Origin of the sequence: Desulfosporosinus sp. HMP52, from assembly GCF_000765145.1 — a bacterium.
Classification (GTDB): domain Bacteria; phylum Bacillota; class Desulfitobacteriia; order Desulfitobacteriales; family Desulfitobacteriaceae; genus Desulfosporosinus.
The window spans coordinates 1-13912 of sequence record NZ_JMGA01000052.1 but is presented as its reverse complement, the minus strand read 5'-3'; the positions used below and the strand labels follow the sequence as shown (position 1 = coordinate 13912).

Below are 13912 nucleotides of genomic sequence, written 5' to 3'. Positions count from 1 at the left end.
AGTTTATATAAAAATGATTGAGGTCAATATATTGCAAAATATAATGCTTGATTGAATCTGATGAAAGCTGAGATCACTTTGTTAAAGCAGATTTGAAACTAGAGTACCTTAATCAAATGGATAACCTTGAAAGAAAAAGTGATGATTTTATGCCAAATATGAACAGCTCAAAGAAACCAGCGAAATTGACTGGGAAGATATTAAAGAAGGAACCGAAAAATCGTGGAATGAGTTGAAAGATTCAATCGAGAGGGCGATCTCGCGATTTAAGTAATTAGGAGGTTGGCTATGGAAAACGCACTGTGGAACGGACAGTTGGTGATTGCTACTGACATTGCAAAGGGCTATCTGTTGGAAAAAGAAATCCGCAAAGCCAGTAGTCGAAAAGAACTGCACTGTCCTGATCCTGAATGCCAACATCCGATCCTCCGCTATTGTCACGGTGAGATAAAAGGTGCTTTCTTTGCTCATCTCAACAATGAGCAATGCGATTATGCTGTCTTTGATAAAGAGAACACACTGATCATGCGTACAGTCAGACGAAACATTTATGAAAGTTTCAAGAATAAAGGCTATAACGTATGCCCCGAAGTTAAAATCCTAGTTCATCACTATACGCATCTTCTTTTTGATATGGCAGAGGGAAGTAAAATTGCTGTGGAAATTGGAACACAGCGGCTTTCGGCTAACCGAATTGATTCATTGACAGATGAATATCGCAAAGTAGGCATCCCTGTTAAGTGGATTGTGCTCGGTAATACAGACACACCGGTACGAGAGAACCAGACCTTCTTCCTGAAGCGTTATCTTCTCAACGAATCAATAAATAAGGATTTATTAGTTGTAAACTGGGACGGCACTGAAGTGGCACAATATAAAGCCGATCCAAATAAGTATGAATACAATGGGCGAATTTTCTCATCAGATAACTATCCGGATACATACACGGAATATGCAACATTAAGCGATTTAACCTTTGAAGATAATGAGTTGTCATTTGCAGGATATCATGAAAGATATCAAGAATGGGTTGCTAAGAAGCGTGCTGCTTTCAATAAAAAGATAAAACTGCTTGAAGAAGAAAACCGGAAACGCTTGGAGGAAATCCATCGTCAAGCAAAAGAGAAAAGCGAATTGTTTAGGGAGAAGCAAGAGCGGCTACGAAGAAATAAATCACATCAGTCGCTTATTGCACCGCCGGTTTCCATTGCGGATGTTCAAAAAAAGCAAGCCTCTTCAACCGTTGTAACGATGGACATTACCTATGAACAACTTAGGCAAGAAGTTCTTCCTCGCATGGTTCAACAGGAAATACAAATACGCGATTCTCTTGGAAGACGATGGATCAAGTGTGAAATCTGCGGTGATGTCGAAACCGAGGATAAGTTTGGTTCCTACGGGGGGATTAATCATGTTAACCTTGGTGTTTGTTATAATTGCAGCAGAAAAAATAGAAAATTTGAGCATTAATCGCTTTTGCAATAAACTCAAGAATTCATATTATGAATCTCACATACAAAGCTACATATCCAATATTTATAGCTTGAAGATTCGATTAAGCTAGTATAGCCATCAAAGAAACACCACTTTGAATAATTGCCATGCCTATCAAATAAGTCTCCCCGCCCATTCCCAGATTAGGGCGTTACGCTGCTTGGAAAAGAGGCACTGTAGCTGTTAAGGGATGTGCTTGGGTAGGTAAGTTTCTAGAGTTAGAGTAGAGCATAAATTATTCTTGACGCTGAAATAGGCGTCTTTCTTAATCTTATATTCTATGTGAGAGGAAATTATAGATTCTTGGAGAATAATTTAGACATGTAGTGGATTTGGATAATTCTTCACCGTAAAGAAAATATTTGTTAGCCCAATGCCGATAAATGCTGTTCGGATGTACCATAATTGGAGTCCGGATATGTCCAAAATATGAAAAAAATAGGAGTTTTATATGCTCCCTGACGTAATGAAAAATGATTTGAAAATTGTATTTTGTGGTACAGCTGTTGGGAACAAATCAGCAGCTAATAACGCATATTACGCCAATCCCGGAAACAAGTTTTGGACGGTACTAAACCAAATCGAATTGACTCCATTAAAAATCAATCCGCACGAGTATAAATTGCTTTTTGAATACGGTTTAGGTATAACGGATTTGGTAAAATCAAAACATGGTGTTGATAATGTATTAAACTCTTCTGATTTTGATTGTGATGGTTTGACCCAGAGGATCATTCATTATTCGCCAAAAGTTCTATGTTTTAATGGTAAGAAAGCAGCTCAGGAGTATTTTAGAAGAAAGGACATTATCTATGGGTTTCAGAATGAAGTTATTGGACGAACAAAGATTTTTGTAGCCCCTTCGACATCCGGAAGCGCAAATAGATTTTGGAACATAAATTATTGGTTCGAGCTTGCAAAGAGCATTCGTTAATTTGATTCTAGCGACTTAACCTATGGGAGTGTATTATGATTAGCTATAATCACTTAGTGAACAAAGCAATCACACAATTCCTTCAAGACTACGAAACAGTAAGGTACGCCCCTTGAACCGAAGCAGATATCCAGGGTACTTATTCTCGCTTTGCCTAAAAGAATTAAGTGAGTGCCAAGCTGACTTAGATAAACATTTGAGCTACCCAACCATCTACTTGGATGATAAAAAACATAAGAAGATTGACATTGTACTAGGTTCTGAAGTTGCAATTGAAATTAAGTTTGAAGCAAATTATCCAGGTGTAAGCAAACCCGTCGTTTTCCCTAGTGATCCCATAGCTGAGTGGTTAAGGTTAAAGTCCATGAAGACACAGGGTATGAAGCATTGCCACTTTATCTTTTTGATAAAGGGCGGTACTCATTTCAGGAACCTTCAAAAGTATACGGAAAATAAATTAAACTGGTTAAAAATTACAGTCAGGTACTAACAAATGCTTTCTACATTTGGAACTGTGAATTAAGTGCGATGTAACCTGACTAGAAGAATCAGTACTATGGGGATCGTTTAGAAGTAGCACGAGGTATCGTAGTAGAGGAAACTTAGAACATTGCAGAAAATATCGTTAAATATGGACTAAGGCTGTTATACTTATAGACAAGTAACATAGCAGGAGCTGAATCATATTGAATGATAATAGAAAGCTCATATCGTATGCGATAGACAAACTATCAAAATCCTTAGTACATATTTCTACAGTGAAAAGTGGATTAGATTGCGGATGCGTTTGTCCATCTTGTGGTGGAGCATTAGTAGCTAAAAAAGGTAACTACAGAGCGGATCATTTTTCGCATTATAACTGCTCTGAATGTAATGGAGGGGCTGAAACTGCACTCCACCTTGCTGCCAAGAAAATCCTACTTGAATCCAAAGAGCTTACTTTACCTACTTTATCATTAAGAGATGGTCTATTTTCAAAGCTAGAAGAAGAGTTTAATCATAGGCTTGATGAGCTTAACCTCCAAAACTTTTACGTTGGCTTAGATAGTAGAATCATATCAGAACCCATCAAGATTTCGGTAGATAGTGTTGAGTCCGAAAAACGCTTATATCTTGATGATTTAACATATATAATCCCCGATTTAATACTTACCTCACATAATAGACAATTGATTATTGAGATTGTTGTAACAAATGGGGTAGATATAGTAAAAAGGGAAAAACTTCGGAAGATCAACATATCCGCAATGAAAATCAACTTAAGCGCAATAGACTATTCGATAACACCAGATGAATTAAAGAGTATTATTATAGATGGTTCTTCATATAAGAGTTGGATCTTTAACAAGAAAGCTCACGATAGATTTAAATACTACTACTCTAATTCAACTCAGGTCAACTATCGCTTCAAAAATGGTGACCCAATTTCAAAAAACAAATGTAAGAAAGACGGTCAAATCAATAAGAGTTGCGCCCACTGTTCCAGTCAATTAATGTATGATGGGAAAGTTGAATGGTGTTGTTACCCAATAAAAATCGAAGAAACATATAGATGAAGTTCTCGATATGTAGAACCTTCATCTATTTTTTATCTCGCACTAGACAAGCCAGTATGTTACTTGCTCTGGATTGGGGTATTATGTGAGATTTTCAAATACTGATATTAAGCAGAGTGGTAACACTTTTGGTAATTGAAAAACCAGCAAATGACCAGACAATAGCAAGTCCATACCAAATTGCCGCGATTACCGAATAATAAAACCGATTGCAAGAAGTGGAACTATAGATTGAGTAATAGGGTAACCATAGAGAGGCTACAACTGGTAAAGAAATATAAACTACACCATACCGTACCCTCGTAAATAAGCATACAAACAAGAAGGTTTTAACCTAATATAAAATACGACACTTTGCCAAAACTAGTGGGTAATAAATTAACCCCCTAACAGGTAAACCGTAGTTTTTCTTATTTTTAGGAAAGTTAATGCCTTAGAGGTCTGGACTCTCGCAAGAATTCTAACATAATTTGGAGACTGTAATTTCTTTGCACCGAACATATGGTAAGCGGTGGAACAAACACCGTCGTGTAGCCCAACCTCCCATTTGATACACTAAGGACAAGTGATCAGATGGGAGGTTTTTAGATTGAAATTCACAGCTGAAACTCTGCAGCTCTGGGAACAGCGAATAAAAGAAAGAGTCCAAAATGGCATGACGATCGGTGAATGGTGTGAAAAGAATGGCATAAGCAAGTACCGGTACAATTATTGGAATAAGCGGGTACGCGAAAAACTAAAAGCAGGTGAAGAACCGACCTTCGCCGAGATTACCCCCATCCTTTCACCTGTCGATACAGCCAGTCAGAATTCGGTTTTATCTTCCGACTTCCAGATCTCTTTCAAAAGCATCCAGGTAACCGTTCCTAGTAATTTCAATCCAGCCGCATTGGCGGGACTAATGAAGGTCCTGCAGGAATTATGATGCAGCATATCGCGGATGAGGCGGACCATATTTACTTAGCCCTGGGAGCCACCGATTTTCGCAAACAGCAAAATGGCCTAGCCTCCTTGGTGGCCTTGAAATTTAAACTGGATCCCCATGCGGGAACAAACGTCTTCCTGTTCTGCAATAAACGTCACAATGCCTTGCGAGCTTTACGCTGGGACGGCAACGGCTTTATCCTGGTTACCAAAGCGCTCTCCGACGAAATGAAATTCCAATGGCCGAAGAATCAGGGCGAAGTAAGGGACATTACCAAACGGCAACTGGCGTGGCTCTTGGAAGGATTGCAGGTTGACCAGAAAAAAGCGCACCAAGACATGGTTGACACGACGGGCATTATTTACTGAAAATGCTCTAAAATGCTGAGAAAATGGAGCTTTTTTGGTATAATGGACGTAAGAAATTTTAATTAGGAAGAAAGCGGCCATGCACGACGAAAAAGATCTGCGTATAGAACAACTTAAAATGGAAAACCAAAAACTGCATGAGAAAATTCACAGGTTAGAACACAATGTCGAAGCTCTCACGCAGGCCGTTTTGCATGCAGCAAAGCAGCGTTTCGGAGCATCCAGTGAGAAAACGCCGTCAATAGCAGGACAGGCATCCCTGTTCGGCGAGGAAGACGCAGATAACATTCCTTTACCTTATGCACCCGTCATTCCAATCAAGGAACACAAACGACCTGTACGAAAAAAAGGCGATCGTGAGAAACTCACGCTAGGGCTTTCCAGAGAAACCGTGGAATGTGTTCTAAATCCTGATGAATCTGCATGTGGGATCTGTGGCAGTCAACTAAACGTCATTGGGAAGAAAAAAGTGCGTTCTGAGATGGAATATATCCCAGCAAAGCTGGTTATGAAAGACTATGTCCAACTTGTTTATAAATGTGTGGATTGCGGGAAGAACGACGAGAATCCCTACGATGCGATATACAGCGCGCCGGTGCCGGCGCCTGTACTGACGCACTCTATAGCCTCCCCGTCCAGCGCGGCTTGGATTCTGTACCAAAAATATGTACTTTCGGTACCTTTATACCGGCAGGAACGGGATTTTAAAAGGATGGGTGCAGCACTGAAAAGAGATACCATGGCCAACTGGGCCATACGATGCGCTGAAGATTGGCTGAGACCGCTGTATGACCGAATGCACGAACAATTGCTGAAATGCGGCATCATCATGAGTGATGAGACGACATGGCAGGTCAACCGCGAGCCAGGGAAAAAGGCTTCAAGCAAATCGTATATCTGGATCCACCGGAGTGGCAGTTGCGAGGGTCCGCCCATTATTCTCTACGAATACACGCGAACCCGCTCGGGAGACCATGCCAAGGAATTTCTCGCAGGATTTAGCGGTTTTCATGTCAGCGACGCTTACGCGGGCTATGAAAAGGTGGAAGGCATCACACGGTGCCTCTGCTATAGTCACTTGCGGCGTTATTATCTGGAAGCCATCCCCTTAGATTCTGGAAGAAAGAGATCCCTGGTTCCGGCGGGGCGATCGGACGAGCTTACTGTGATAAACTTTTCCGGTTGGAACGCAAGTGGAAGGAATTATCCCCGGCGGAGAGGAAAAAGCACCGGCTTATTTACAGCGTCCCTGTGTTGGAGGCCTTTTTCGCGTGGGCGGAAACGACAAGGACCCAGCAGGAGAATCTGAGAAAAGCTTTGAATTATACCTTGAATCACAAGAAATACTTCACTAACTTCTTGTTGGATGGAAGAATCCCCTTATCCAATAATTTGTCGGAGATAGCTGTCAAACCTGTAGCTATAACGAGGAAGAACTCCCTGTTTTCGGATTCAGTGGCAGGGGCCAAAGCTTCCGCCATCATATTCAGCATCGTAGGAACGGCAAGCGCCAATAATCTGGATCCCTATAAATATTTGGAGTATATTTTCCGCCGGTTACCGAATCTGGAGTTTACATTGGATCATACGATATTGGATGAATATCTGCCATGGTCCGAGAAGGTGCAGCTTGAATGTCGGATGAAAAATGCAAAAACGGAAGTTAAAGAGAAGGATGACCTAAGAGATGAAACTGCCTAACATTGATTTCTTAATGAACATGACTAAGGAGTATCTAGACGGGAAGATTGACAGCATGACCTACTACCTGGATTTTCCCCACGAGCTTGATCAGCGATACAAAAAAGCGCATCGTGAGGATGATGATTACTGTGAACTGATTTATGAGTGTCTTTATGAAGAAGGAATAGTCATGTATAATGAGCTATCCGATGGGGAATTCAAAAAGCTGATACGGAAACAGTATAACTACATCAAAAAAATTGCCCGAGAAGGATTTTATTAAAAACAGCTCCACTTCAAACAGTGGGGCTATTTTTATCCCATACGGTATGTGTTCCACCGCTTACGAACATATGTTTTGTTAAAATGAAAACAAACATTTCACATAAGGTAGTGAAGAAAGAAATGAGCCAACGTATCATTTTCCACATAGATGTGAATAGTGCATATCTCTCTTGGGAAGCAGTACATCGCCTACAACACGGCGACCCTCTTGATTTAAGAACTGTACCTGCAGTCATAGGCGGTAACCCTGAAACGCGCCACGGCATAGTCCTAACAAAATCGATCCCAGCCAAAAAGTTTGACATCCAGACCGGGGAAAGTGTCTTCAGTGCCAAAGCCAAGTGCCCCAAGTTAATAATAGTACCACCTAACTACGGCCTATACATGCAATGCTCTAAAGCATTCGGTGACATCCTGAGAGAATACTCTCCATTAATTGAGCAGTACTCCATAGATGAGTATTTCATGGACTTTTCGAATATGGGACGGATATTTAAAGACCCTGTAGAAGCAGCGTATACTATTAAAGACCATATAAAGAATGAGCTAGGCTTTACCGTAAATATTGGGGTAAGCACGAACAAAATCCTAGCTAAAATGGCATCCGAACTGAAGAAACCAGACAAAGTCCACACCATCTTTCCAGACGAGATCCCAACCAAAATGTGGGTGCTCCCAATTGAAGAATTATTTATGGTAGGACGAGCGACTGCAAAAAAACTTCGTAGCAGGGGTATCAAGACAATCGGTGACCTAGCCCATTACGACCCAAAGCTTATAAAGCTCTTCCTAAAAAGCCACGGCATATTAGTATGGAACTACGCCAACGGAATTGAAGGCAACCCAGTCCGAGAAAATCGCAGACCACTAATAAAAGGCATAGGTAACTCCACGACAATCCCTTTTGACGTGGAGGATAGGAAAACTGCACATTTGGTACTGTTATCACTAACAGAGACAGTAGCCGCTAGACTAAGGCAAGCAGGTTACTATGCCAGACTTGTATCTGTCTCTCTAAGAACCAACGAATTCTACAATTGCTCCCACCAAAGAAAGATCTACTCAGCGATAGACTGTACAAACGCGATCCATGAGATCGCATGTGAACTCTTCGACGAACTCTGGAAAGGACAACCAGTTCGACACTTAGGGGTTCGCGTATCCGAGTTCTGCCAAAATAGCTACAAACAATTAACTCTCTTTGAGAAGGACTACGCTAAAGAAAGTGCGGTAGACAAAGCTGTAGATTCCATACGCGCAAGGTTCGGAAACGGCTCCGTGTTCAGATCCTCCTTTATAAACAGCGGAGTTCGATTCAGCAGTGGTGGAACAATCGACGATGAAGAGTATCCGATGATGTCTAGTTTGCTATAGGTGTGGGTGGGGTGGGGTTGCGTAGCCAGTCCGGAAGTATGGAAAAGCAATTATGTAGGTGTTGAATCCTAAGTGAATTAACTACGTAACTTACAGCCACCCAGGGGTACCGTTACTTCGGTTACGCGGTTGATTTTCCTGAACAATAAAACTAACCTATAAAACAATGAACCTGCCTTGAGCAGGTTCATTGTCGTCGAGTTAACTTTGTTCATAAAGGAATGAAATTGACCTTTTGTAAGCAATGAGGCTCTTATGTATTTTCAAAGGATTCCAGAGAAAAGCGAAGGATTTACCAAATAGGTAATATGCGTTAACTTATTTGGAGGATAACTATTATGGATATATTTATCGTTAGAGACATGAAGCTCCTTTAGGTTATAAATAAATAAAGAGTGCAAGGGAGCACGTCATATTTAAAGATATGTCAGAACAAGAGGTAAGGGCGCTACTTGAGAGAGTTTTAGAGCATTATAATATAGAGAGAAATTTTAGAAAAAGAAATAGCCTACAGCTAACCACAAGCTGTAGGTTTTGTTATAAAAATTTGTTGAATTTGGAAGGAATGAACAGGAAAGATGTGGAATTGAATAAGAAATGAAAATTACATTTACAGAATGCGTTTTAAAAATGGGACACTTGGGGTAAATGGTAGGCCAAGATAGCTAATGGTGATAGAATGAGGATTTATCTTTACTAAGATATATTATCAAAGAGGCTATGCCAACGGAAAAATAGTATAAGTTTGGTTATAGGATAAGCCATTAAGCTAAAATGGAAAGCTAAATATGAGTAGCCATGGTCAATCTGAGCACTTAATGATTTAGAGAGGTGCGGGAATAAAATGAATCAGTACTCATTTGGAAACTTGGATAAACTAAAAGATATTGGTTCTCAACCGTCTAGGACAGCTTTTATTGATGAGTGTGGAGGCTTTGGCTTTGATTTTACCACACCTGGTACTTCAAAGTACTACATTATTTGTGCTGTCTGTGTGCAAGACAATAAGCTTGATGACTTGCAGCAAGCAGTAGAAAAAGTACGTAGTAACAATTTTGGAAAAGGAGAGATGAAATCCAATAACATAGGTAAAGACTATAAACGTCGCAGTAAAATTATTGCTGACCTCTTGCCATTAGAATTTAGAATAATTGTATTGGTCGCTAATAAGCAGGCGTTTATTGCTGATTCTCCGCTAACTTCATATAAAAAGTCCTTTGTTAAGTTTCTTCATCAGCTTCTGTATAATGTCCTGTATCATGTATATCCAAAGTTAAAAATAGTTGAAGATCAGACTGGAACCTCAGAATTTCAAGCTGGATTTAAAAAATATGTGCAGAATAACAGACCACAGAGTAATCTATTTGATGAATATGAATATGATTTTGATTATAGTGATAGTAAAGATAGTGTTTTAGTGCAATTGGCTGATATAATCGGTGGAACAATAAGTAAATGTTACACCGATTCGGCTGCGCCAAATTATCTCGAAATGCTTAAGGGGAAAATCATTCGCATTGAGAATTTCCCTAACAACACAACACCATATTTTGCAATCAGTAATCCATATCTTGATAAATTTAGTAAAGATATTTTTGATTTGTCTATCAGATGTTCAAATAACTTCATAGCCAAGAACGATTGCAATCAGGACTATGAAAAAAGGATGCAAGTAGCATTTTTGAAATATCTTCTCTTTCAAGTATACAATGTAAGTGCAGAAAAGTTTGTTTCTTCATCTCAGATAATATCTATACTTACAGAATACGCGAATAGCCGTATAAGAAAGGATTTTTTATACCGTAGAATAATTGCCCAACTTAGAGATGCGGGGGTTATCATAGCAAGTTGCGCACAGGGGTATAAAATCCCTACTTCTATTGATGATATTACTACTTACCTTAACCAAACAAATTCTCTCGTTTCACCAATGCTTCATAGGGTTGAGATTTGTAGAAAACTAATATTCCAACAAACAGATAGGCAGTTGGATATCCTGGAAAACGATGCTTTTGTCAAATACAAAAAATATTTTGATGAGTAGTTTTGGGCCGTTTAAAAGTACATAATCACATATATCAATTACAAGTCCCATTATCCATATAATTGTTAGGCTAAAAGTGGCTGAGGGCATCCCAACAGTCACTGGTGCACAGTGGAATGAATCGAGCATCTTAGATATTCTTAGAAACGAAAAGTATAAAGGCGATGGGTTAAACTCCAAAAAACCTTTACCCAGAATCATATCAGCAAACTGAAGAAGAAAAATAAAGGAAGAGATGGATAGCTTCTATGAAGTGAAAGGTATTTTTAAAATATCTAAACCTCCTCCCCCTTATCAGGAATGCTTTATGCAGCAAAGTCGGAGAACCTGGAACAGTAAACACGCCTGCCGAAATATCGTCTGGCAGTGTAGTAACTATATTAAAGACGGAAAAGAAGCCTGCGTAGGTACGACGATTGAAGATAGCCTGCAAGAGTTAACATAATGGGCCCCACATTATGAGAGCATCCGCAATGACTTCTATAACGTACTCAGTAAGTTCGGTAAATATATGGGCATCGCCCTGGAATTAGAGCATGTCTATAATGCTCTTGGTGAAAAGGATATCACCTTATACAAAAAGGAACTTAAATTTTATCAAGAGCTCAGAGCTTCAGTCAAGCTTAGATATTCTGATACGATCGATCATAAAGAGTATGAGGCCAAAATGCAATCTTATGGATACCTATATCGCCGCGGGAGGAAGTTGAAATTGCCAATATCAAATTAGAAATCAAAGAAACAATCGGTGTCCTTTCCGAATCACCCAAAGGCTGGAAGAAGGAACTAAACTTTATAAGACGATAAAGACCCCAAGTACGATATCCTGGAATGTCGCCCGATCATTCCCAGATGGGGAAGGGTTACATTGACTTTGGAGGAGCTGGTTAAGTTTGAGTAATGTGCTGGGTGGACTAAACTTATAAACATTTTCTTGATATCCATGCAATTTCTATTAGAAAACTAGTTTTTCCCCTATACTTATGACCGTATAGGGGTATTTTTTGTCTATAATCCATTTTTCGCCACGTTTCGCTGTTAATCTGTAATATAGTTGTTTTTACAAGTAAAGCTTTTTGATAAGTGGTATAAGCGTACTGGATAAGACAATTCAACTTGGTTGAAGTGTAAAAGTGGAACATATTTTCGTCCAACGCTATGGTACCATAGGTAAGATTTTCAGTGTCTAAACTTCTGTATTAAATTAGATCTAAAGAGGTGGTTATGTTGTCTCCAGATGAATACGTTAGAAACATTATTTCAAAGTATAAAGTGGTTGGAGATATCGGCTTATACACACAGTTATTAGTTCTTAATCCTCTAATTGAAACGATCAAAGAATGGGCGGGTGATTGTTTAAATGAAATAAAGATTTCTGGTTCAAGAGCAAAAGGAACCGCTATAAATATTTCTTCAGATATAGATCTGTTTATTTCATTAAAATCTAAAACAGACAACACTTTAAAAGAGATCTATGATTCTCTTTATGATTATGTAAAAAGCAAAGGCATTGATTGCAGAAAACAAAATGTTTCAATCGGAATAAATTACAAGACCCATAGTATTGATTTGGTTCCTGGAAAGAAACATACTGGAAATACTAATGATCATAGCTTATATAGAAGCAAAAAAAATACTTGGACACAAACAAACATAAATAAACATATTAAGTTAGTAAAGGATTCAGGGAGACTTGAAGAAATTGTATTAATGAAAGTGTGGAGGAAGTTACATAATTTGGACTTCCCTTCAATTTACTTAGAACTAATTGTCATAGATGCACTGACCAATAAAAATAAGAATCAGCCCTCAAAAAATTTTTTAACTGTCTTGGATTTCCTAGTTTCTAGTATTGTTGAAAAAAAGGTATTCGATCCTGCTAACACAAATAATGAAATATCGGATGACTTATATAAATACGAGAAGGAAATAATTGCCAAGAAGGCTAAGGAAAGTAGAAATCAAAAACATTGGGAAGACATTATTTGGTAGAGGGTTGGTGGACTCATGGGCAAAGTAGACATTAAAAGTCTTTTTTACTCCTTACAGTCTCAGATGATTACTAAATTATCAACAAATAGACAACACATTAGTCATCCTGGAATAAAAGGAGATTCTTCTGAATTGAATTGGGTAGAGTGGTTAAAAACATATTTGCCAAAGAGATATTGCGTAGATAAAGCTCTAATAATTGACTGTGAAGGAAATACCAGTGACCAAATTGATGTTGTAATTTACGATCAGCAATACTCACCCTTTGTATTTAATCAAGATAATGCCTTTTACATTCCAGCTGAAAGTATTTACGCAATATTTGAAGTTAAGCAAGAAATCAATAAAGAATACGTTGAATATGCAGGTGAAAAAACAAAAAGCGTCCGATCTTTAATTAGAACTTCTGCAATAATACCTCATGCAGGAGGTTTCTATGAGCCAAAGCAACATAAAGGAATTCTATCCGGTTTATTAACTCTATCAAGTAGTTGGTCACCACCTTTAGGTGATAGTTTTGAAAAAGCTATATACAATTTAGATGCTGAAAGCAGATTGGATATGGGGTGTGTTCTTGAAGAAGGTGCTTTTTTAGTGGATTATGAAAAGACAAGAGTTCAGAAAAGTACAAAGGAAGAATCATTAATTTTCTTTTTCTTAAAATTACTGATTGAGTTGCAAAAATTAGGCACTGTACCGGCAATAGATATTGATTGTTATGGCAGTTCATTAGACTCCATTTAGTCACAAGATATCATGGCATAGGCTTAATGAAATCTACCCATGGGTCATTAGGCGGAACTACTGCTTTTTTTAAAATAAAAAACTCATATCAAAAAATTAGAAAAAGTCAGATGAGGGGTCTAATAAAAAATTGGTTATACACCACCTGAAGATTGAGACAAATGAAAAAAACAAATCAAATTTCGAAGTTGAAACTATTCCAACATGTCCTCAGTGCGGTTTCAAAACCGAGAATAAAAAGCTCAGAGTCGCCGCCTATTGCAGGGTTACAGTGAAGTCTTTGATGAGATAAAAAAGATAGCATTGAATTATGAAAGGGTATTATTATGTCAAAATTATATAGATATTTACCTAATGAAATAATACGAATTTTCCAATATTTTATTATCATGCTATATAATAAAATAAGTGAGGGTTTTTATTATAGTCGACGACTTTAGTGCAGCGTCTGAGGAAAAACAAAGACAAAAATATCAATACACTCATATCCTTATGTTGATTGTCAATGAAAAT

At 38.5% G+C, this 13912-nt stretch carries 12 protein-coding genes and 1 pseudogene; all 13 read left to right on the top strand.

Translation table 11 applies throughout. The features are described 5' to 3' along the window. Window positions 1–288 precede the first annotated feature (288 nt). The gene (locus tag DP73_RS17720; protein WP_034601325.1) at window positions 289–1470 is read left to right on the top strand and encodes a competence protein CoiA family protein; all 1182 of its coding nucleotides are present in this window, start codon (window positions 289–291) and stop codon (window positions 1468–1470) included. Between the two features lie 475 nt (window positions 1471–1945). After that, the gene (locus tag DP73_RS17715; RefSeq protein WP_034601323.1) at window positions 1946–2428 is read left to right on the top strand and encodes a mismatch-specific DNA-glycosylase; all 483 of its coding nucleotides are present in this window, start codon (window positions 1946–1948) and stop codon (window positions 2426–2428) included. A gap of 686 nt (window positions 2429–3114) precedes the next feature. Next, entirely contained in the window at window positions 3115–3984 is an 870-nt protein-coding gene (locus DP73_RS17705; RefSeq protein ID WP_034601318.1) for a competence protein CoiA family protein, read from the top strand. Between the two features lie 589 nt (window positions 3985–4573). Continuing rightward, window positions 4574–4909, top strand: coding sequence for a hypothetical protein (locus DP73_RS17700; protein WP_034601316.1), 336 nt, complete (start codon window positions 4574–4576; stop codon window positions 4907–4909). After that, complete coding sequence (gene tnpB, locus DP73_RS17695; protein ID WP_034601315.1) at window positions 4906–5277, top strand: IS66 family insertion sequence element accessory protein TnpB; 372 nt, start codon at window positions 4906–4908, stop codon at window positions 5275–5277. Before DP73_RS17700 ends, tnpB begins: the two co-directional genes overlap by 4 nt. 79 nt (window positions 5278–5356) lie before the next feature. Further along, window positions 5357–6328, top strand: a pseudogene (locus tag DP73_RS17690) (IS66 family transposase); the annotation flags it as partial. Between the two features lie 131 nt (window positions 6329–6459). Next, window positions 6460–6978 (top strand): transposase, encoded by a 519-nt coding sequence (locus tag DP73_RS24330; protein WP_348982457.1) that lies wholly within the window; start codon window positions 6460–6462, stop codon window positions 6976–6978. Next, on the top strand, window positions 6965–7243 hold the full coding sequence (locus tag DP73_RS17685; RefSeq protein WP_034601313.1) for a hypothetical protein: 279 nt from the start codon (window positions 6965–6967) through the stop codon (window positions 7241–7243). Before DP73_RS24330 ends, DP73_RS17685 begins: the two co-directional genes overlap by 14 nt. 122 nt (window positions 7244–7365) lie before the next feature. Further along, the gene (locus tag DP73_RS17680; RefSeq protein WP_034601408.1) at window positions 7366–8619 is read left to right on the top strand and encodes a DNA polymerase IV; all 1254 of its coding nucleotides are present in this window, start codon (window positions 7366–7368) and stop codon (window positions 8617–8619) included. 844 nt (window positions 8620–9463) lie between these two features. Next, window positions 9464–10663, top strand: a complete 1200-nt coding sequence (locus DP73_RS17675) for a DUF3800 domain-containing protein (RefSeq protein WP_034601312.1) — start codon at window positions 9464–9466, stop codon at window positions 10661–10663. A gap of 307 nt (window positions 10664–10970) precedes the next feature. Continuing rightward, the gene (locus tag DP73_RS23580; protein WP_165574428.1) at window positions 10971–11108 is read left to right on the top strand and encodes a hypothetical protein; all 138 of its coding nucleotides are present in this window, start codon (window positions 10971–10973) and stop codon (window positions 11106–11108) included. A 779-nt stretch (window positions 11109–11887) separates the two neighbouring features. Beyond that, complete coding sequence (locus tag DP73_RS17660; protein WP_052090810.1) at window positions 11888–12655, top strand: nucleotidyltransferase domain-containing protein; 768 nt, start codon at window positions 11888–11890, stop codon at window positions 12653–12655. 15 nt (window positions 12656–12670) lie between these two features. Continuing rightward, entirely contained in the window at window positions 12671–13399 is a 729-nt protein-coding gene (locus tag DP73_RS17655; RefSeq protein WP_034601308.1) for a DUF6602 domain-containing protein, read from the top strand. Window positions 13400–13912 lie beyond the last annotated feature (513 nt).

Excerpts from the sequence above, each read along its gene's own strand:
- DP73_RS17675 (WP_034601312.1), top strand. The coding sequence starts at position 9,464 with ATGAATCAGTACTCATTTGGAAACTTGGATAAACTAAAAGATATTGGT.
- DP73_RS23580 (WP_165574428.1), top strand. The coding sequence starts at position 10,971 with ATGCAGCAAAGTCGGAGAACCTGGAACAGTAAACACGCCTGCCGAAAT.
- DP73_RS17720 (WP_034601325.1), top strand. The coding sequence starts at position 289 with ATGGAAAACGCACTGTGGAACGGACAGTTGGTGATTGCTACTGACATT.
- DP73_RS17660 (WP_052090810.1), top strand. The coding sequence starts at position 11,888 with ATGTTGTCTCCAGATGAATACGTTAGAAACATTATTTCAAAGTATAAA.
- DP73_RS17680 (WP_034601408.1), top strand. The coding sequence starts at position 7,366 with ATGAGCCAACGTATCATTTTCCACATAGATGTGAATAGTGCATATCTC.
- tnpB (WP_034601315.1), top strand. The coding sequence starts at position 4,906 with ATGATGCAGCATATCGCGGATGAGGCGGACCATATTTACTTAGCCCTG.
- DP73_RS17655 (WP_034601308.1), top strand. The coding sequence starts at position 12,671 with ATGGGCAAAGTAGACATTAAAAGTCTTTTTTACTCCTTACAGTCTCAG.
- DP73_RS17715 (WP_034601323.1), top strand. The coding sequence starts at position 1,946 with ATGCTCCCTGACGTAATGAAAAATGATTTGAAAATTGTATTTTGTGGT.
- DP73_RS17685 (WP_034601313.1), top strand. The coding sequence starts at position 6,965 with ATGAAACTGCCTAACATTGATTTCTTAATGAACATGACTAAGGAGTAT.